Here is an 18,039-nt window from a genome sequence, read left to right as displayed (position 1 = left end):
CGCGGCTTTGGCCTCGAAGTGGCCGGCACTGGCAACACAAAACTCGTCGATCATCGGTTATCCTCAGGTCATCGTCAGCCCCCGGAGCCAACATGACCGCCCCTCGTCTGCTCGTTCCCCTGAGCTTCGCCCTGCTTTCTGCCTGCACGCAACACCCCACGCAGCCCGTAGAACTGGACGCCGAAAGTGAATGCCCAAAGCGCCTGCAGGTCGGTCAGATGCTGACCCTCACCCTGCCCAGCAACCCGACCACCGGCTATCGCTGGCTGGTTCAGAACCCGGCACCCAACGTGCTGCAAAGCCTTGGCCCCGAGGTGTACAGCGCGCCGGAAGACGCCGGTATCGTCGGCAGCTCGGGTATTTCGACCTGGCGCTTCCAGGCCCGCGCCGCTGGCGAAGGCCATCTGGTGCTGGTCTACCAGCAACCTTGGGCCCCGGAAGTACGCCCGGTGCAGACCTTCGATTGCGCCATCCGGGTGAATTGAACGCACAGCGCTGGTCAGCCGACCATGCATCCAGGCTGCGGTTTGGCTAGAATGCGCCCCCTGCCTATCACCAGCCGCCTGGATTCGCCGTGAGCAAACAACCCGACCGCCTTTTCTCGCAACCCCTGGAGCAAGTGCCCGACTTCGTCTTCAACGAAGACGTGGTGCGCGTGTTCCCGGACATGATCAAGCGCTCGGTGCCCGGCTACCCAACCATCGTCGAAAACCTCGGCGTACTGGCTGCGCGTTTCGCCCAACCAGGCACCGCACTGTACGACCTGGGCGCATCGTTGGGTGCTGTCACCCAGTCGCTGCGTCGCCATGTGCGCAGCGACGGCTGCCGGGTGATCGCGGTGGACAATTCCGCCGCCATGGTCGAGCGCTGCCGCCAGTACCTCACCGCCCAGGACTCGATGTTCCAGGAGCTGCTGCCGGTGCAAGTGCTGGAAGCCGATATCCTTGCCCTGCCCTTCGAGCCCGCCTCGGTCGTGGCGATGAACTTCACCCTGCAATTCATCGCACCCGACCAACGCCTGGAACTGCTCGGGCGCATCCGTCAGGCACTGCTGCCGGGTGGTGCGCTGATCCTTTCAGAAAAACTGCGCTTTGCCGATGAGCAAGAGCAGGACCTGCTCAATGAACTGCACCTGGACTTCAAGCGGGCCAATGGCTACAGCGAACTGGAAATCGCCCAGAAGCGCAGCGCCATCGAAAACGTGATGCGGCCCGATACGCTCGAAGCCCACCAGCAGCGCCTGCGCGCCGCCGGCTTCAGCAAAGTGGTGCCCTGGTTCCAATGCCTTAACTTCGCCTCGTTGATAGCCCTGCCATGATCGATCTGTCCCCCCTCGTCCGCCGCCTGGCGGGCACGCCCCTGGCTTCCTGGTCGCAAGGCCTGCAAGCGCAACTGCAAGCCAAGCTGGAGAAAGGCCACGGCGACCTCGACCGCTGGCGCGGTGCACTCGATGCCCTGCCTGCCCTGCAACCCAGCGAAATCGACCTGGTCAACGGGCTGCGCCTGGACTGCGATTGCGACGACGCTACCCGCGCGCAGATGCGCCAGGCACTCATGGGCCTGTCGCCATGGCGAAAAGGGCCGTTCGATCTGTTTGGCGTGCATGTAGACACCGAATGGCATTCGGACTGGAAATGGTCGCGGGTAGGCCCGCACCTGGACCTCAAGGGCAAACGCGTGCTCGACGTCGGCTGCGGCAACGGCTACTACCAGTGGCGCATGCTCGGTGCCGGCGCCGACATGGTGATTGGCGTCGACCCCAACTGGCTGTTCTTTTGCCAGTTCCAGGCCGTCCAGCAATACTTGCCGGAGCTGCCGGCCTGGCACCTGCCCTTCGCCCTGGAAGAACTGCCTGCCAACCTGGAAGGCTTCGACACCGTGTTTTCCATGGGCGTGTTCTATCACCGGCGCTCACCCATCGAGCACCTGCTGGCGCTCAAGGACTGCCTGGTCAAAGGAGGCGAGCTGGTTCTGGAAACCTTGGTGATCGAGGGTGACGAAAACCAGGTGCTGGTGCCTGAGGACCGCTATGCGCAGATGCGCAACGTCTGGTACCTGCCGTCGGTACCCGCCCTGGCGCGCTGGTTGCGTCGTGCCGGCTTCAGCGATGTACGTTGTGTCGATGTGAGCGTGACCAGCATCGAGGAGCAGCGCAGCACCGAGTGGATGCGCTACCAGTCGCTGGGCGACTTCCTCGACCCGAACGACCACAGCAAGACCATCGAAGGCCTGCCTGCCCCACGCCGCGCCACCCTGCTGGCGCGCAAATAAAAAAGGCGCCCGGTTGGGCGCCTGAATACACCTGCGACGAGGAGCTGTCGCGGCGCAGGTGTTGTTACCTCAGTCCTTGGCCACCTCACGGGCCTTCTCTTGCGCCTTGCGCTGGCGTTCGGCAACGGCCTGTTGCTTGTCACCGTGCAGGCGCTGCTGGTCTTCGCGGAACGCTTGCCAGAACTGCTTCGAGCGCTCAGCACCGCCCTCGGCATAGACACTGGCACTGCCCAGGGCCAAGGTGGCCAGCAGCAGGTATTTGGTCAGGTTCATCGTGTTTGCCTCGTGATAACCGATCAGATGCGGCCATCCTAGCGAGGGGCGGCTAACAGCAAGGTGAGGCGCGGATTACAGTCCTGCAATGTGGCCTTGTGTTGCCTGTCGGGGCCTCTTCGCACAGATCTCAACGCTGTGCCGTTCTGTGGGAGCGGGTTTACCCGCGAAAGGGCCCTGACAGACAGCCAGATAACAGCAGGATTACAAATCCGTTATCTGCGCCGCAGCGCCATAGGCATGCCGTAACATCCTGCCCCTTGACCCTGATGTCACTACAGGGTCGAGAATCGCCCCCTTTCCTTACACCGAGCTCCCCCATGCGCCTACTGATCATCGAGGACGAACTGCGTACCGCCGATTACCTGCAACAGGGCCTGCGCGAAAACGGCTACGTGGTCGACTGCGCACACACCGGCACCGACGGCCTGCACCTGGCCCGCCAACAGCCCTACGACCTGGTCATCCTCGACGTCAACCTGCCGGAAATCGATGGCTGGACCGTGCTGCAGCGGCTGCGCGCCGAATCGGCCACGCGCATCATGATGCTGACCGCCCACGGTCGCCTGGCCGACCGGGTCAAAGGCCTGGACCTGGGCGCCGACGACTACCTGCTCAAGCCCTTCGAATTCCCTGAACTTCTGGCGCGTATCCGCAGCCTGCTGCGCCGTAACGATCAGCAGCTGCAGCCCAGCACCCTGCGCGTGGCCGACCTGGAGCTGGACCCTGGTCGCCACCGCGCCTACCGCGCCGGGCAGCGTATTGACCTGACCGCCAAGGAGTTCGCCCTGCTGCACCTGCTGATGCGCCAGAGTGGTGAAGTGCTTTCGCGCACCCAGATCATCTCGTTGGTATGGGACATGAATTTCGACTGCGACACCAACGTGGTCGAGGTTTCGATCCGCCGCCTGCGGGCGAAGATCGACGACCCGTTCGACAACAAGCTGATCCATACCCTGCGCGGCGTAGGCTATGTCCTTGAGGCCCGGGTTTGAAAAACGCCAGCCTGTCGCTGCGCCTGGGCCTGAGCGTGACACTGATGGGCGCCGCCCTGGTACTGCTGCTGGCCTGCCTGGCCGTGTTCGCCCTGGACCACGAACTGGACAGCCGCGCACGCAAGGACCTGGCGCGCAAGATGCTGCAGGTCGAGCACAATTTGCGCGTCGACCTGCGCAGCGAGGACCTGGGCAGTCGCGCGCATCCACTGCTCGACCTGGTCATGGGGCATGACAACCTCAGCCTCAGCGTAATGGCCCTGGAAGGCCGCCACCCGCACCTGCTCAGCCTCGGGCCGGCCCTGGAGTCGCGGGTAAGCGAGTTGCACACCGGTACCCGCCTGGCCTTTCACGCATGGCGCGACAGCAGCGGCAACCAGATCCTTACCGTGACCCGGCTGATGCGCCTGCGCGACAACACACCGGTCAAGGTGATGATGTCGCTCAACCGCGCCGACGACAACGCCCTGTTGCAGGCCTACCTGCATTCGACCTTGCTCGCTTTGCCACTGCTGCTGGTATTGATTGGCGCGGGTGCCTGGTGGCTGATGCAGCGCGGCCTGAAACCGCTGCGGCGCTTCCGGCGCATTGCCGGGCAAGTGTCGGCCCAGGACCTGCAGCATCGCCTGCCGGCTACCGGCCTGCCGCAAGAACTGGCGGAACTGGCCAGCAGCATCAACGTGATGCTCGACCGCCTCGATCAGGGCGTGAGCCAGTTGTCGCAGTTTTCCGACGATCTGGCCCATGAGCTGCGCACCCCGTTGAGCAACCTGATGGGTAAGGCGCAGGTGACCCTGGCCCGTGAGCGGGACAACGCCAACTACCGGGAAGTGCTGGAAGACAGTATCGAGGAACTGACCCGACTCAACCGCATCATCAATGACATGCTGTTTCTCGCCCAGGTGAGCCAGCCGCAAACGCAGGTTGCATTGAAACCCTTGGCGCTGGCTGACGAGGCAGCGCGGGTTGTCGAGCTGTTTGCCTTCAGTGCCGAGGGGAAAGCAGTTGAGCTGCGTGTGCAGGGTTGGGGAACGGCACTGGGGGATCGGCTGATGTTTCAGCGGGCGTTGTCGAACCTGTTGAGCAATGCCATCCGCCACAGCCCTGAGGGTGAGCGCGTCGAATTGCGCATCGAACGCTCGGGCAGCGAAGTACGGTTATCGGTGGAGAACAAAGGCAATGGCATTGCTGCGCAGCACCAGTCGCGCTTGTTCGAGCGGTTTTACCGGGTGGGCTCAGGGCGCTCGCGAATGGAGGGCGGGACCGGGCTGGGGTTAGCGATCGTGCGGTCGATCATGCAGTTGCATGGCGGGCGGGTCGAAGTGAACAGCAGCCCCTTGGGGCCTACCCGCTTCACCCTGGTGTTTCCTGCCGAGTAATCGGCTGCCTGTAGCGGCCTCTTCGCGGGTAAACCCGCTCCCACAAGTACTCCGCAGGCCTTAAGGCTTGTGCAATCCCTGTGGGAGCGGGTTTACCCGCGAAGAGGCCAGTACAGGCAACCCAATCAGTCAGCGCGAAGCCGCCACGATCAATGCCTTCATCTCGGCCACTGCGGCCTTGAAGCCTACAAACAAGGCATGCGCCACCAAGGCATGGCCAATGTTCAGTTCATTGATACCTTTGATCGCCGCCACCGCCTCGACGTTGTGGTAATGCAGCCCGTGGCCAGCATTGACGATCAGCCCCTGCCCCACGCCAAACGCCACGCCATCGACGATACGCTTGAGCTCCTCGGCCACTTCGGTCGGGGTTTGGGCATCGGCGTAACGCCCGGTATGCAGCTCGATGGCCGGCGCACCCACCCGCCGTGAGGCCTCGATCTGGCGCTCGTCAGCATCGATGAACAACGACACTTCGGCACCGGTGCGGGCAAGGCGCTCCACTGCTGCCTTGATCCGTGCCTCCTGCCCGGCCACGTCCAGGCCACCTTCGGTAGTCAGTTCCTGACGGGTTTCAGGCACCAGGCAGATGTGCGCCGGGCGAATTTTCTCAGCGAAGGCCATCATCTCTTCGGTGACGCCCATTTCGAAGTTCATGCGCGTCTGCAGCACGTCCTTGAGCAGCACCACGTCGCGTTCCTGGATGTGCCGACGGTCCTCGCGCAGGTGCACGGTGATGCCATCGGCGCCCGCTTCCTCGGCGTCCAGGGCAGCCTTGACCGGATCAGGGTAACGCGTGCCCCGGGCTTGGCGCAGGGTCGCCACGTGGTCGATGTTTACGCCGAGAAGCATGCGGTTGCTGTGAGTCACGAAAGGCTCTCCTGAAGGTTGAGCCCCACAGCATACGTCGTGATCAGCGCTTGCGAAACAGTTCCCGGCTGACCAACGGCTTTGCGCCCAGATGCACCGCCAATGCCTGGCGCATCAGGCGCTTGGCTGCGAGCAAAGCGCCTGGGGTATCCCAGTCGGCGTCGGCCAGGGCCAACAGCTCGATGCCGCGAAACAGGCCGGGCTGCAGGAGTTCGACCCGTTCCAGGCCGGCATCCACGCGCAAGCGGTACAAGCCGTCGACCGCGATGGGTTGGTCGTTGACGTCATGGTTCAGCGAGAACGCATAACCCAGTTCGTCCAGCAGCCGCCATTCGAACGAGCGCAGCAGCGGCTCCAGCGGGCGCCCGGCGGCCAAAGCCTGCAAGGTCAGGGCGTAGTGCTCGAACAGGGCCGGGAACGGCGCTTCGGCAGGCAGCAGGCGCATGAGCAGTTCATTGAGGTACAACCCGCTGAACAGGGCATCGCCGTGCAGCCAGGCGGCAATGCCGGCGCTGTCCATCCGCCCGACATTCTTCAGCTCGCCACGCCCACGCAGCTCCACCTCAAGGGGTACGAATGGACGCACCAGGCTGCCGCCCTTGCCACGCGCACGCCGCAGTACGGCGCGCACGCGGCCCTGCGGCGTGAACAAGTCCACCAGCGCGCTGGTTTCCTTGTAGGCACGACTGTGCAGCACGTAGGCTGGCTGGCCGACAGGTTGTTCCATGGAAGTCACTTGCCCCAGGGGTTGCACTGGCCCTTGTAGGAGCGGCCTTGTGTCGCGATTGGGCTGCACAGCAGCCCCGGCGATTTATGCTGCGAAGCTGAAAATCTGGGGCCGCTGTGCGGCCCTATCGCGACACAAGGCCGCTCCTACAGGGACCGTGCGGGCGTTACAGGTCGCCGTAGCCCAGCGAGCGCAGGGCGCGCTCGTCATCCGACCAGCCGCCTTTCACCTTGACCCACAGGTTGAGCATGACCTTGGAGTCGAACAGCACTTCCATGTCCTTGCGCGCCTCGGAGCCGATACGCTTGATACGCTCGCCCTTGTCGCCAATGATGATTTTCTTCTGGCCGTCGCGTTCAACCAGGATCAACGCGTGAATGTGCAACACATGGCCCTGCTGCTTGAATTCCTCGATCTCCACGGTGATCTGGTACGGCAACTCCGCACCCAGCTGGCGCATGATCTTCTCGCGCACCAGTTCGGCGGCCAGGAAGCGGCTGCTGCGGTCGGTGATCTGGTCTTCCGGGAAGAAGTGATCGTTCTCGGGCAGGTGCTTGGCGATCTGTGCTTCCAGCGCTTCGAGGTTGTGCCCCTGCTGCGCAGAAATCGGCATGACTTCGGCGTTTGGCAGTTGCTCCTGCAGCCACTGCAGGTGCGGGATCAACTCGGCCTTCTCTTCCATGCGGTCGGTCTTGTTGACCGCGATGATCAACGGGCCGGTCACGTACTGCACGCGCTCCAGCACCAGTTGGTCCTCGTCGGTCCACTTGGTGCGGTCGACCACGAAGATCACCACGTCGACGTCCTTGAGGGCCGCCGAGGCGTTGCGGTTCATGTAGCGGTTCAAGGCTTTGTCGTTGGCCTTGTGCATACCGGGGGTATCGACGTAAATCGCCTGCACATCACCTTCGGTCTTGATACCGAGCATGTTGTGGCGGGTGGTCTGCGGCTTGCGCGAAGTGATCGCCAGCTTCTGGCCCAGGATGTGGTTGAGCAAGGTCGACTTGCCCACGTTGGGGCGGCCGACAATGGCCACGTAGCCGCAGCGAGTCGGGTTGTTATCAGTCATTGCCATTCTCCACGCCCAGGGCGATCAGTGCAGACGCGGCAGCGACTTGCTCGGCAATACGCCGGCTAACGCCCTGACCACGGCTCTTGTTGTTCAGCAGCACGACTTCGCATTCGACGAAGAACGTACGGCAGTGCGGTTCACCCTGGATATCCACTACTTCGTAACGCGGCAGCTCACAGCTGCGCGATTGCAGGAATTCTTGCAGGCGGGTTTTCGGGTCCTTGTTGGTGTCGACCAGGGTCAGGCCCTCGAACTCGTCGGCCAGCCAGGCCAGCACGCGTTCCCGGGCCGTGTCCATGTCGGCGTCCAGGTAGATGGCACCAATGAGCGCCTCCAGGGCGTCGGCCAGGATCGATTCGCGACGGAACCCGCCACTCTTGAGCTCACCCGAACCCAGGCGCAGGTATTCGCCCAGGTCGAAACCACGCGCCAGGCGGGCCAGGGTCTCGCCCTTGACCAAGCGCGCGCGCAAGCGCGACAGCTGGCCTTCGCGGGCCTGCGGGAAGCGCTCGAACAGCGCCTCGCCGGCGACGAAGTTGAGAATGGCGTCACCGAGAAACTCCAGGCGCTCGTTATTGCGCCCGGCATAGCTGCGATGGGTCAGTGCCAGAAGCATCTGGTCCTGATTCTTGAAGGTATAACCGAGCTTTCGCTCCAGATGGGCAAGGGAAGCACTCATGCAACCACCCGTTTGTTGTTCAACGCGTTGTTCAAATCAACATCCTGAAAGACTGTTTGGCTGTGGCCCGCCGCCGTATGCGACGAATCTCCCGATCCCTGAGAACACAGCCTATGTCAGAAATGCATTCGGCGCTGTCTGCTGGACAGCGCCGATGGGTATCAATGGATCAGGCCGACCCGCGACAGGTTGGGCAGGTGGCTGAGCTTGGGCTCTGGCCAGCTCATCCACACCGCAAAGGCCTTGCCGACGATGTTCCGGTCCGGAACCATGCCGTGCAGTTCCTTGGGGATGTTCGGGTCATCCCAGTAACGGCTGTCGTTGGAGTTGTCGCGGTTGTCGCCCATCATGAAGTAATGGCCTGCCGGCACGGTCCACTGCTGGTCCGGCGGCATGCGATAACGGCTCATTTCCTTGCGGATCAGGTGTTCGGCCTCGCCGAGCTTTTCCTTGTACAGCTCGGCGCTGCCCAAGGTGCCCGGCTCGGTGCCCACCAGTTGTTCGGCAATCGGCTGGCCGTTGACGAACAACCGCTTGTCGTTGGTGTAGCGGACCTGGTCGCCCGGCAGGCCGACCACTCGCTTGATGTAATTGACGTTCGGGTCGCTCGGGTAGCGGAACACCATTACATCACCGCGTTGCGGGTCACCCACCTCGATGACCTTCTTGTCGATCACCGGCAGGCGAATGCCGTACGAGAACTTGTTCACCAGGATGAAGTCGCCCACTTCCAGGGTCGGTTTCATCGACCCCGAAGGGATCTGGAACGGCTCGACCAGGAATGAACGCAGCACCAGCACGATGAACAGCACCGGAAAGAACGATTTGCCGTACTCGACCAGCAACGGTTCCTTGTTCAGGCGCTCGACAACGGCCATCTCGGGCTGGCTGACGCTGCCCTGATAGTTGGCGATGGCTGCACGCCGGCGCGGGGCCAGGAACAGCAGGTCGATCAAGCCCAGCAGACCGCAGACAAAGACGGCGATGACTAGCAACAGCGGGAAATTTAGCGACATAGGACCTAGCTATCCAACCTGAGCACGGCGAGGAAGGCTTCCTGTGGAATTTCCACGTTGCCGACCTGTTTCATGCGTTTCTTACCGGCCTTCTGCTTCTCCAGCAGTTTCTTCTTACGGCTGACGTCACCACCGTAGCACTTGGCCAGTACGTTCTTTCTGAGCGCCTTGACGGTTGTCCGCGCAATGATCTGGCCGCCAATGGCTGCCTGGATCGCCACGTCGAACATCTGCCGAGGGATCAGTTCCTTCATCTTCTCGGTCAACGCACGGCCTTTGTAGGCCGCGTTGTCGCGGTGCACGATCAATGCCAGGGCATCGACCTTGTCGCCGTTGATCAGTACGTCCAGTTTGACCAGGTTGGCCGACTGGTAGCGATCAAAATGATAATCCAGCGAAGCATAGCCGCGGCTGGTGGACTTGAGACGGTCGAAGAAGTCCAGGACCACTTCGTTCATCGGCATGTCGTAACGCACCTGCACCTGGCTGCCGAGGAACTGCATGTCGCGCTGCACGCCACGCTTCTCGATGCACAGGGTGATGACGTTACCCAGGTGCTCCTGCGGCACCAGGATAGTCGCGGTGACGATCGGCTCGCGGAAGTCGGTCACAGCCGAGACGTCCGGCAGCTTTGACGGGTTGTCGACGATGATGGTTTCGCCGGTCTTGAGTTCGAGCTCGTAGATCACGCTTGGTGCGGTAGTGATCAGGTCCAGGTCGTATTCGCGCTCCAGGCGCTCCTGGATGATTTCCATGTGCAGCATGCCGAGGAAACCGCAACGGAAGCCGAAGCCCAGGGCGTCGGAGCTTTCCGGCATGTACTGCAGCGACGAGTCGTTGAGGGTGAGCTTCTGCAATGCGTCGCGGAAGTCCTCGAAGTCGTCGGAGCTGACCGGGAACAGGCCGGCGTAGACCTGCGGCTGGATTTTCTTGAAGCCTGCCAGCACTTCGACCTCGGGGGTCGAGGACAAGGTCAGGGTGTCACCCACCGGCGCACCGTGAATGTCCTTGATGCTGGCGATGATGAAGCCTACTTCGCCGGCTTTCAGATCAGCGGTCTGGGTGTGTTTCGGGGTGAACACCCCCACGCTGTCGACCAGGTGCACCTTGCCGGTGGACTTGACCAGAATCTTGTCGCCCTTCTTGACGCGGCCCTGGCGCACACGCACCAGCGAGACCACGCCCAGGTAGTTGTCGAACCAGGAGTCGATGATCAGCGCCTGCAGGGGCGCGTCGATTTCGCCTACAGGCGCGGGGATGGTGTGCACCAGGCGCTCGAGCACCTCGTCCACGCCCATGCCGCTCTTGGCGCTGCAGGCCACGGCGTCGGTAGCGTCGATGCCGATGATCTTCTCGATCTCGTCCTTGACGCGGTCCGGGTCGGCCTGGGGCAGGTCCATCTTGTTAAGGACTGGCATGACTTCCAGGCCCTGCTCGATGGCGGTGTAGCAGTTGGCCACGGACTGGGCTTCAACACCCTGGCCGGCGTCAACCACCAGCAGTGCGCCTTCACAGGCCGCCAGCGAGCGCGAGACTTCGTAGGTGAAGTCGACGTGGCCGGGGGTGTCGATGAAGTTCAGCTGGTAGGTCTTGCCGTCTTGCGCCTTGTAGTGAAGCGTGACGCTGTGGGCTTTGATGGTAATCCCGCGTTCGCGCTCCAGGTCCATCGAATCAAGCACCTGGGCTTCCATTTCGCGTGCCGACAGGCCACCGCACATCTGGATGAAACGGTCGGCCAGCGTCGACTTGCCATGGTCGATGTGGGCGATGATGGAGAAATTGCGGATATGACTCAAATCACTCACGGGTCAACACTCGAAAAGGCTGCGAGCCGGGACGCCCGCCGAAAAATAGCCGGGAATTGTACCTCAAGCAGCAGGGATATGGGAGATTCCTCTATCGGGCGGTACAGCGCTTTGCCGCCTGCAATTGTGAATTTTCATGAAAAAGGGCAGCCGTAGCTGCCCTTTCCTGCCTGCAAATCCGCTTATTCAGCGAGCTTGAAGGTGATAAAGCTGGCACGCCCCTGACGCAGCACGCGCATGGACACCGAGCGATTCTTCGGCAGTTCCTTGGCGATTTCGGTGAATTCCTTGGCCGAACCGATGGCCTGGTTGTTCAGGTGGCTGATGACGTCACCCGGACGCAGGCCGATCATCGCTGCCGGGCCATCCTGCACTTCCTTGATAACCACGCCGCCCTTGAGTTCGAGGGACTTTTTCTGCTCGGCGGTCAGGTCGGTCACCGACACGCCCAGGCGGTTGCTGCTGCGCTCGGCGCTGCCTTCGGCACCGGTACCGATGTCGGCATCGTCATCCGGCATTGCCCCGACCCCAACATCCAGGGTCTGGCGCTTGCCATTGCGGATGATCTCCAGCTTGGCCTTTTCGCCGTCCTTGAGGCTACCGACCAGGTGCGGCAAGTCGGCCGACATGACGATCGGCTGGCCGTTCATGCTCAAGATCACGTCACCCACCTGCAGGCCACCTTTGGCGGCCGGGCCGTTTTCCAGCACCTGGGCCACCAGCGCACCCGCGGGCTTGTCCAGGCCGAAGGATTCAGCCAGGTCCTTGTTGACCTCCTGGATCACCACGCCCAGCCAGCCGCGGCTAACCTTGCCATCTTTCTTCAGCTGGTTGGACACGTCGATCGCCACATCGATCGGGATGGCGAACGACAGGCCCATGAAGCCGCCAGAACGGGTGAAGATCTGCGAGTTGATACCCACCACTTCGCCCTTCATGTTGAACAGCGGGCCGCCCGAGTTACCCGGGTTGATGGCCACGTCGGTCTGAATGAACGGAACGTAGGTCTCGTTAGGCAGCGTACGGCCCTTGGCACTGACGATGCCTTTGGTCACCGAATGGTCGAAGCCAAATGGCGAACCGATGGCCAGCACCCACTCGCCCACCTTGAGCTTCTCGGAATCACCCAGCTTCACGATCGGCAGGTTCTTGCCTTCGACCTTGAGCAGGGCCACGTCGGTGCGCGGGTCGGTGCCCACCAGCTTGGCCTGCAGCTCGCTGCGGTCCGACAGGCGGACGATGATTTCGTCGGCGTCGGCTACGACGTGGTTGTTGGTCAGCACATAACCATCGCTGGAAATGATGAAGCCCGACCCCAGCGATTGCGCCTCGCGCTGGCGGTCGCCACGCGGCGAACGCGGCTGCTGCGGCATGTTGCGCTCGAAGAACTCGCGGAACATCGGCGGCAGGCCTTCCAGGTCCGGCATCTGCCCCGCAGCGATGCGACGGTCTGGCAGCTTCTGCTTGGTACTGATGTTGACCACGGCCGGCGAGGCCTGCTCGACCAGCGTGGTGAAGTCCGGCAGGGCTTCCTCGGCCTGGGCGGTGAGCACCTGGCCGAGCATGAGCACAGCGGCGAACATCGATAGGTAGGATTTCAAGCGTGGTGTAGACATACGGCTCCCGTCACAACGAGCGGTAGTTTAGAAAGGCCCCTGCACAAAGCAGGAAAGGCCAGGCTCCAAGAAGCCTGACCTATAGAAAATTTGCCAGTGGATTGCAAATGACAATGCTTTAATTTCATTTCAGGCGCATATCCGTTCGCCTTGCCATGGCCCGCAAAAGCGCGCCACTACTGGCGCGCCTGGGCATCCTGAGGCCGCATCGACAACGCGACGCGTTCTGCCGTACCGAGCGGAATTTCGCCAACCACGGTGACCATCACCTTGCCCTTGGGCGTATTAAGGCGTCGCGAAACCGCCGAGGTCGGGCCAAGCTGGGTACGCACATCGGTCCCGGCATCGTCCTTCACAAGTTCAAGGAACACCGAGAAGCGTGCAAGCCCATCGTCGTACATCAGGCTACTGACCGTGCTGTCATGTTTGGGATCACGCCGTACCGAGCTGTTGACCAGCTCGAACCCCGGCGGGAGCCAGTCCGAGCGCCAGCCAGCGACGCTGTCATTGCTGACTGAGGCGACACGCTGCACCGGCTTGCATGCAGCACTGGGGCGCAGGTCATTGTCGCCAGGCGGCTTGTCGGTATCGAGGCGCGTCATCTGGAAGCGTTCCAGCAGCTGCCCTTTGTCGTTGAGCATCAACGAGCGCAGTGGCAGGCCGGTGTTGCGGTCCAGGTGCAATTCGAAGGCATAGCGGTGCTGGTCGCGGGGAGTGAGCGTCAAGATCACGGCATCGCGCCCGGCGACCCGTGACTCGCCTGCCACGCTCAAATCGTACCAGCCCATCAGTTTCAGCGGATCAAGCACACGCTGTGCAGAGTCCGTAGGGGTAGTCACACCGCTGACCAAGGCCCCACTGACACACTCCACCTTGCCATCCACGCGCAGGATTTCCTGGGCGGCGCCATCGAGCTGCAGCAGCCGCTCGCTGACCTTGCCGTCCTCGACCCTGTGCCAGATATCGTGGGAAGAGAAGCTACCGTTGCGTTCGTAGACGAACGAACCCTGATAACTCTGCTTTTGCTCGGCTTGTGCCAGCTTGCTCAGCCACTCGCTCGCCTGGGGCGAGGAGTTGGCCGCCAATGCCGGCACCGTCATGCAGCTGCCAATCAGCAGCGACAGAAGAGGTAGCGCGCGCATGATCCTCCTTACTTAGCGGGGTTTCCCATGCTGGCGGCACGGGCATACGGCAGGGCAGTCTCAGTGCCCTTGAGCGCGGACTCCTGAGCATGCTGGCGCAGGTACCCCGGCAGACGCTGGTCCCAGCCGGCCTGGTTTTGCAGCACGCCGTTGGCCATCGGCCCGGTCGGTTGCTCACTGCTTTCACTATAGCCTGCCAAAACAGCCGGGCCTTGAGTTTGTGGCATGCTCAGGCCTTGTTGTACAGGCTGCTGGGCAGCCAGTTCGGCGCCGGTGATTTCGTCCTGGTTGTACATCCGCACGCCTGCCAGCACCGCAACGGTGACCGAGGCGGCAACCGCCAGGCGAGCGACGCTGCGCCACGGGCCCTTGTTGACCTTGGCCGGCACGGCTTCATCAGCCAACGCCGCAGACACCGCCGAGGCGATATCGAGGTTAGGCAGCAGCAGTTCCTTGTGCATGGCTGCACGGGCTACCTGGTAACGCGACCAGGTGGCACGGGTTTCGGCGTCGTCTACGGCGCTCAGCACCCGACGCAGTTCCAGCTCGTCCGCTTCGTTATCCATCACCGCGGACAGCGATTCCTGCAAAGCTTCACGACTCATGGCGGTTCCTCTCTTGGCTGTCGCCGCTGTCTCAGGTTTCCTGCAACAACGGCTGCAGGGCTTTGTCTATGGCCTCCCGAGCGCGGAAGATTCGAGAGCGCACGGTACCCACCGGACATTGCATGACACTGGCAATGTCTTCGTAACTCAGCCCGTCAAACTCGCGCAGGGTCAACGCCGTACGCAGGTCTTCGGGCAGTTGCTGGATGGTGCGATGGACAGTGCCTTCGATTTCATCCCGCAACAACGAGCGCTCTGGGGACTCGAGATCCTTGAGGCCATGATCGCCGTCGTAAAACTCCGCATCCTCGGAGCTCACATCACTGTCTGGTGGCCGTCTTCCACGGGACACCAGGTAGTTCTTCGCCGTGTTGATGGCGATGCGGTACAGCCAGGTATAAAACGCACTGTCACCGCGGAAATTGCCAAGCGCACGATAGGCCTTGATAAAGGCTTCCTGTGCTACATCTTGGGCCTCGTGGGTATCGTGAACGAACCGCACGATCAACCCGAGAATCTTGTGCTGATACTTCAGCACCAACAGATCGAACGCTCGCCTGTCACCGCGCTGAACGCGCTCGACAAGCTGCTGATCCTCTTCCTGGGTTAGCATGAACACTCCTCAGTGAACTCGAAGGAGCGTTGCAACAGCCATCGATCAGGCTTGCAACCATAGACTCGGGCTTTTCGCAAAAGTTCTCCCCTCCAAGCAAGTTTCCTGCAGCCCTTGGTCGGCTTGCACGGAAGACGCGGCGCGGGCACGGCCGGCTACGTCGATAATCAGGTTTCGAATACGCAGGGACAGCCCGAACAGGCCTTGCCGCCCTGCGTCGCCGCGGCAAATTGTGACGTGCGGGCAACCTTCATAGGATTTCCGGCCATGTCGGAAAGTTCCCACAAAGGTTGGCGCGCGCCTCGGTAAGTGGCCAAGTGGCATGGAAATTGGCCACCGCGGGCTGCTATAAAGGCAACCTGGCCAAGTTTAACGATAGTTTCACAATGCCATCTGCGCGTGACTATTGTGCCGCGCCCCCTCTCAAGATTACTAGTGTCCCGACATGAGCCAACAATTCCAACATGATGTCCTGGTGATCGGCAGCGGTGCCGCCGGTCTCAGCCTGGCACTGAACCTCCCCAGCCACCTGCGTGTTGCCGTGCTCAGCAAGGGCGACCTGGCCAACGGCTCGACCTTCTGGGCCCAAGGCGGGGTCGCGGCGGTGCTGGACAACACCGATACCGTGCAGTCGCATGTCGAGGACACCCTCAATGCCGGCGGCGGTCTGTGCCATGAAGAGGCGGTGCGTTTCACCGTCGAACACAGTCGCGAAGCCATCCAGTGGCTGATCGAGCAAGGCGTGCCCTTTACCCGCGACGAGCACTCCAGCGTTGACGATGGAGGCTTCGAATTCCACCTCACCCGTGAGGGCGGCCATAGCCATCGGCGCATCATCCACGCCGCCGACGCCACTGGCGCAGCCATTTTCACCACGCTGCTGGAACAGGCCCGCAGGCGCCCGAACATCCAGTTGCTGGAGCAACGCGTGGCGGTCGACCTGATCACCGAACGTCGCCTTGGCCTGCCTGGCGAGCGCTGCCTGGGCGCCTACGTGCTCGACCGCAACACCGGTGAGGTGGACACCTTCGGCGCGCGCTTCACCGTGCTGGCCACCGGCGGTGCAGCCAAGGTCTACCTTTACACCAGCAACCCCGATGGCGCCTGCGGTGATGGCATCGCCATGGCCTGGCGAGCGGGCTGCCGGGTGGCGAACCTGGAATTCAACCAGTTCCATCCGACCTGCCTGTACCACCCACAGGCCAAGAGTTTCCTGATCACCGAAGCCCTGCGCGGTGAAGGTGCGCTGCTGCGCCTGCCCAATGGCGAGCGCTTCATGCCACGCTTCGACCCGCGCGAAGAGCTGGCCCCGCGCGACATCGTGGCCCGCGCCATCGACCACGAGATGAAGCGCCTGGGCGTGGACTGCGTGTACCTGGACATCACCCACAAACCGGCCGACTTCATCATGGGCCACTTCCCCACCGTGTACGAGCGCTGCCTGGCCTTTGGCATCGATATCACCCGCCAGCCGATCCCGGTCGTGCCGGCGGCGCACTACACCTGCGGCGGGGTGATGGTCGACGACCGCGGCCACACCGACGTGCCAGGCTTGTACGCCATCGGCGAAACCAGCTTCACCGGCCTGCACGGCGCCAACCGGATGGCCAGCAACTCGCTGCTGGAATGCTTTGTCTATGGCCGCGCCGCCGCTGCCGACATCCAGGCGCACCTGGAACGCGTGGCCATGCCCAAGGCACTGCCTGGGTGGGATGCCAGCCAGGTCACCGACTCGGACGAGGACGTGATCATCGCGCACAACTGGGACGAGCTGCGGCGGTTCATGTGGGACTACGTGGGCATCGTGCGCACCAGCAAGCGCCTGCAGCGGGCCCAGCACCGCATTCGCCTGTTGCTGGATGAAATCGACGAGTTCTACAGCAACTACAAGGTCAGCCGCGACCTGATCGAACTGCGCAACCTGGCGCAGGTGGCCGAACTGATGATCCTGTCAGCCATGCAGCGCAAGGAAAGCCGTGGGTTGCATTACACACTGGATTACCCGGGGATGCTGGACGAGGCCAAGGACACCATCCTCAGTCCGCTTTGAAAACGGTGGCGGGGCCTTCGCGGGCTCGCCCGCTCCCACAGGAATTCCACTGCCTTGCAGCTTTACGCAGTACCTGTGGGAGCGGGCGAGCCCGCGAAGAAGCTAGCCCGATCTTGATCTATGCCCCGCTCACCGCGGCCCAGCGCCGCCGGCTGAACTTCAACCGCACCCGCAAGCGCCGATGCTCATCCGCGCCTAGCGCATCCTGCGGTATGCACTGGCTCTGCCCCACCCATTGCCCCGCTCGCTCAAAACGCAACACCACCAGCCGCGGCAACGCCACGCTGTCCCGGCACAACCGCACCGGTTGCCAGCCACGGGCACGGCTGAACACCTGCCAGCCGCGCACATCACGGCGCAGGCCGACAACGGCATGCTCATGGGTCAACAGGATTCGTCGCGCAATGGCCCAGCGAGCGTGGGCAATACAGGTGGCGAAAATGCAAAGGGCCAACCACCCTGGCAACGGGCTCGCCCACACGGCAAGCCACGCCAGTGACTGGCAAACCAGATAGGCCGCTAGCAGCAGGCGCGAGCCTTGCCAGCGGCACTCGAAACACTCACTTGGGCTGGACACGGTCCAGAATGATGCGGACCATGCGCTGCAGCTCTGGGTCATCGGACTCGGTGCGCTCCATGAACCAGCCGAACATGTCCTGATCCTCGCAGCTCAACAGACGCACATAGAGTTCGCGATCGGTCTCGTTGAGGGTGGAGTAGACTTCCTGGGTGAAAGGCACCAGCAGTACGTCCAGTTCCAGCATGCCGCGGCGGCTGTGCCAGAAAAGCCGGTTGAGTTCAGTTTGTTCGACCATGGGGCCCTCCTCGAATGGCCCGCCAGTATACAGCCCGGCGAGCATAGCGACACCGGGCGTTGGTCTAGTCACCTACCTATTTTGTTACCGGCGTTCTATGATGGCCGCCAG

General features: G+C 62.5%; 19 protein-coding genes. 6 read left to right on the top strand and 13 right to left on the bottom strand.

Features of this window, described 5'->3' with window-relative positions; all coding sequences use genetic code 11:
- Nucleotides 1-92 precede the first annotated feature (92 nt).
- The 3 genes from N805_RS27720 to cmoB all read left to right on the top strand — a co-directional run bounded on the left by N805_RS27720 (nucleotide 93) and on the right by cmoB (nucleotide 2,271).
- The gene (locus tag N805_RS27720) at nucleotides 93-485 is read left to right on the top strand and encodes a protease inhibitor I42 family protein (RefSeq protein ID WP_019471445.1); all 393 of its coding nucleotides are present in this window, start codon (nucleotides 93-95) and stop codon (nucleotides 483-485) included.
- 89 nt (nucleotides 486-574) lie between these two features.
- Complete coding sequence (gene cmoA, locus N805_RS27715) at nucleotides 575-1,318, top strand: carboxy-S-adenosyl-L-methionine synthase CmoA (RefSeq protein ID WP_019471444.1); 744 nt, start codon at nucleotides 575-577, stop codon at nucleotides 1,316-1,318.
- A complete protein-coding gene (cmoB, locus tag N805_RS27710) occupies nucleotides 1,315-2,271 on the top strand; it encodes a tRNA 5-methoxyuridine(34)/uridine 5-oxyacetic acid(34) synthase CmoB (protein WP_019471443.1) in 957 nt (318 codons plus the stop codon). Before cmoA ends, cmoB begins: the two co-directional genes overlap by 4 nt.
- Before the next feature lie 69 nt (nucleotides 2,272-2,340).
- Here cmoB and N805_RS27705 read toward each other — a convergent pair whose 3' ends face one another.
- Nucleotides 2,341-2,544, bottom strand: a complete 204-nt coding sequence (locus N805_RS27705; protein WP_019471442.1) for a hypothetical protein — start codon at nucleotides 2,542-2,544, stop codon at nucleotides 2,341-2,343.
- Nucleotides 2,545-2,864: 320 nt separating this feature from the next.
- Between N805_RS27705 and N805_RS27700 the strand changes: the two genes are divergently transcribed.
- Together N805_RS27700 and N805_RS27695 are read left to right on the top strand one after the other, a co-directional pair.
- Entirely contained in the window at nucleotides 2,865-3,539 is a 675-nt protein-coding gene (locus N805_RS27700; RefSeq protein ID WP_019471441.1) for a heavy metal response regulator transcription factor, read from the top strand.
- Nucleotides 3,536-4,918, top strand: a complete 1,383-nt coding sequence (locus N805_RS27695) for a heavy metal sensor histidine kinase (RefSeq protein ID WP_019471440.1) — start codon at nucleotides 3,536-3,538, stop codon at nucleotides 4,916-4,918. Before N805_RS27700 ends, N805_RS27695 begins: the two co-directional genes overlap by 4 nt.
- 129 nt (nucleotides 4,919-5,047) lie before the next feature.
- Here N805_RS27695 and pdxJ read toward each other — a convergent pair whose 3' ends face one another.
- The 10 genes from pdxJ to rpoE all read right to left on the bottom strand — a co-directional run bounded on the left by pdxJ (nucleotide 5,048) and on the right by rpoE (nucleotide 15,063).
- A complete protein-coding gene (pdxJ, locus tag N805_RS27690; RefSeq protein WP_371113220.1) occupies nucleotides 5,048-5,770 on the bottom strand; it encodes a pyridoxine 5'-phosphate synthase in 723 nt (240 codons plus the stop codon).
- A 61-nt stretch (nucleotides 5,771-5,831) separates the two neighbouring features.
- Nucleotides 5,832-6,515, bottom strand: coding sequence for a DNA repair protein RecO (gene recO / locus N805_RS27685; RefSeq protein WP_019471438.1), 684 nt, complete (start codon nucleotides 6,513-6,515; stop codon nucleotides 5,832-5,834).
- Nucleotides 6,516-6,681: 166 nt separating this feature from the next.
- Nucleotides 6,682-7,584, bottom strand: coding sequence for a GTPase Era (gene era, locus N805_RS27680; protein WP_016498176.1), 903 nt, complete (start codon nucleotides 7,582-7,584; stop codon nucleotides 6,682-6,684).
- Nucleotides 7,577-8,266, bottom strand: a complete 690-nt coding sequence (gene rnc, locus N805_RS27675; protein WP_016488825.1) for a ribonuclease III — start codon at nucleotides 8,264-8,266, stop codon at nucleotides 7,577-7,579. The genes era and rnc overlap by 8 nt, the downstream gene beginning before the upstream one ends.
- 161 nt (nucleotides 8,267-8,427) lie before the next feature.
- Nucleotides 8,428-9,282 (bottom strand): signal peptidase I, encoded by an 855-nt coding sequence (gene lepB / locus N805_RS27670; RefSeq protein ID WP_019471437.1) that lies wholly within the window; start codon nucleotides 9,280-9,282, stop codon nucleotides 8,428-8,430.
- Nucleotides 9,283-9,287: 5 nt separating this feature from the next.
- On the bottom strand, nucleotides 9,288-11,087 hold the full coding sequence (gene lepA / locus N805_RS27665; protein WP_016498174.1) for a translation elongation factor 4: 1,800 nt from the start codon (nucleotides 11,085-11,087) through the stop codon (nucleotides 9,288-9,290).
- Nucleotides 11,088-11,269: 182 nt separating this feature from the next.
- Entirely contained in the window at nucleotides 11,270-12,670 is a 1,401-nt protein-coding gene (locus N805_RS27660; protein ID WP_371113219.1) for a DegQ family serine endoprotease, read from the bottom strand.
- A 209-nt stretch (nucleotides 12,671-12,879) separates the two neighbouring features.
- The gene (locus tag N805_RS27655; RefSeq protein WP_019471434.1) at nucleotides 12,880-13,845 is read right to left on the bottom strand and encodes a MucB/RseB C-terminal domain-containing protein; all 966 of its coding nucleotides are present in this window, start codon (nucleotides 13,843-13,845) and stop codon (nucleotides 12,880-12,882) included.
- Nucleotides 13,846-13,853: 8 nt separating this feature from the next.
- Nucleotides 13,854-14,450: a sigma-E factor negative regulatory protein gene (locus N805_RS27650; protein WP_019471433.1), complete on the bottom strand. Its 597-nt coding sequence runs from the start codon at nucleotides 14,448-14,450 to the stop codon at nucleotides 13,854-13,856.
- A 31-nt stretch (nucleotides 14,451-14,481) separates the two neighbouring features.
- Nucleotides 14,482-15,063: an RNA polymerase sigma factor RpoE gene (gene rpoE / locus N805_RS27645; protein WP_003252049.1), complete on the bottom strand. Its 582-nt coding sequence runs from the start codon at nucleotides 15,061-15,063 to the stop codon at nucleotides 14,482-14,484.
- Nucleotides 15,064-15,508: 445 nt separating this feature from the next.
- On the opposite strand from rpoE, the gene nadB reads away from it, so the two are divergent.
- Nucleotides 15,509-17,113: an L-aspartate oxidase gene (gene nadB / locus N805_RS27640; RefSeq protein WP_019471432.1), complete on the top strand. Its 1,605-nt coding sequence runs from the start codon at nucleotides 15,509-15,511 to the stop codon at nucleotides 17,111-17,113.
- Between the two features lie 118 nt (nucleotides 17,114-17,231).
- On the opposite strand, the gene N805_RS27635 is transcribed toward nadB, so the two are convergent.
- Both N805_RS27635 and N805_RS27630 read right to left on the bottom strand, forming a co-directional pair.
- Complete coding sequence (locus tag N805_RS27635) at nucleotides 17,232-17,690, bottom strand: protein YgfX (RefSeq protein WP_026034627.1); 459 nt, start codon at nucleotides 17,688-17,690, stop codon at nucleotides 17,232-17,234.
- A complete protein-coding gene (locus tag N805_RS27630) occupies nucleotides 17,674-17,928 on the bottom strand; it encodes a succinate dehydrogenase assembly factor 2 (protein ID WP_019473044.1) in 255 nt (84 codons plus the stop codon). The genes N805_RS27635 and N805_RS27630 overlap by 17 nt, the downstream gene beginning before the upstream one ends.
- Between the last annotated feature and the right edge of the window lie 111 nt (nucleotides 17,929-18,039).

The organism is Pseudomonas putida S13.1.2 (assembly GCF_000498395.2).
GTDB lineage: Bacteria > Pseudomonadota > Gammaproteobacteria > Pseudomonadales > Pseudomonadaceae > Aquipseudomonas > Aquipseudomonas putida_Q.
The sequence above is the reverse complement of the archived record's forward strand: the minus strand, read 5'-3'. Positions and strand labels throughout refer to the sequence as shown.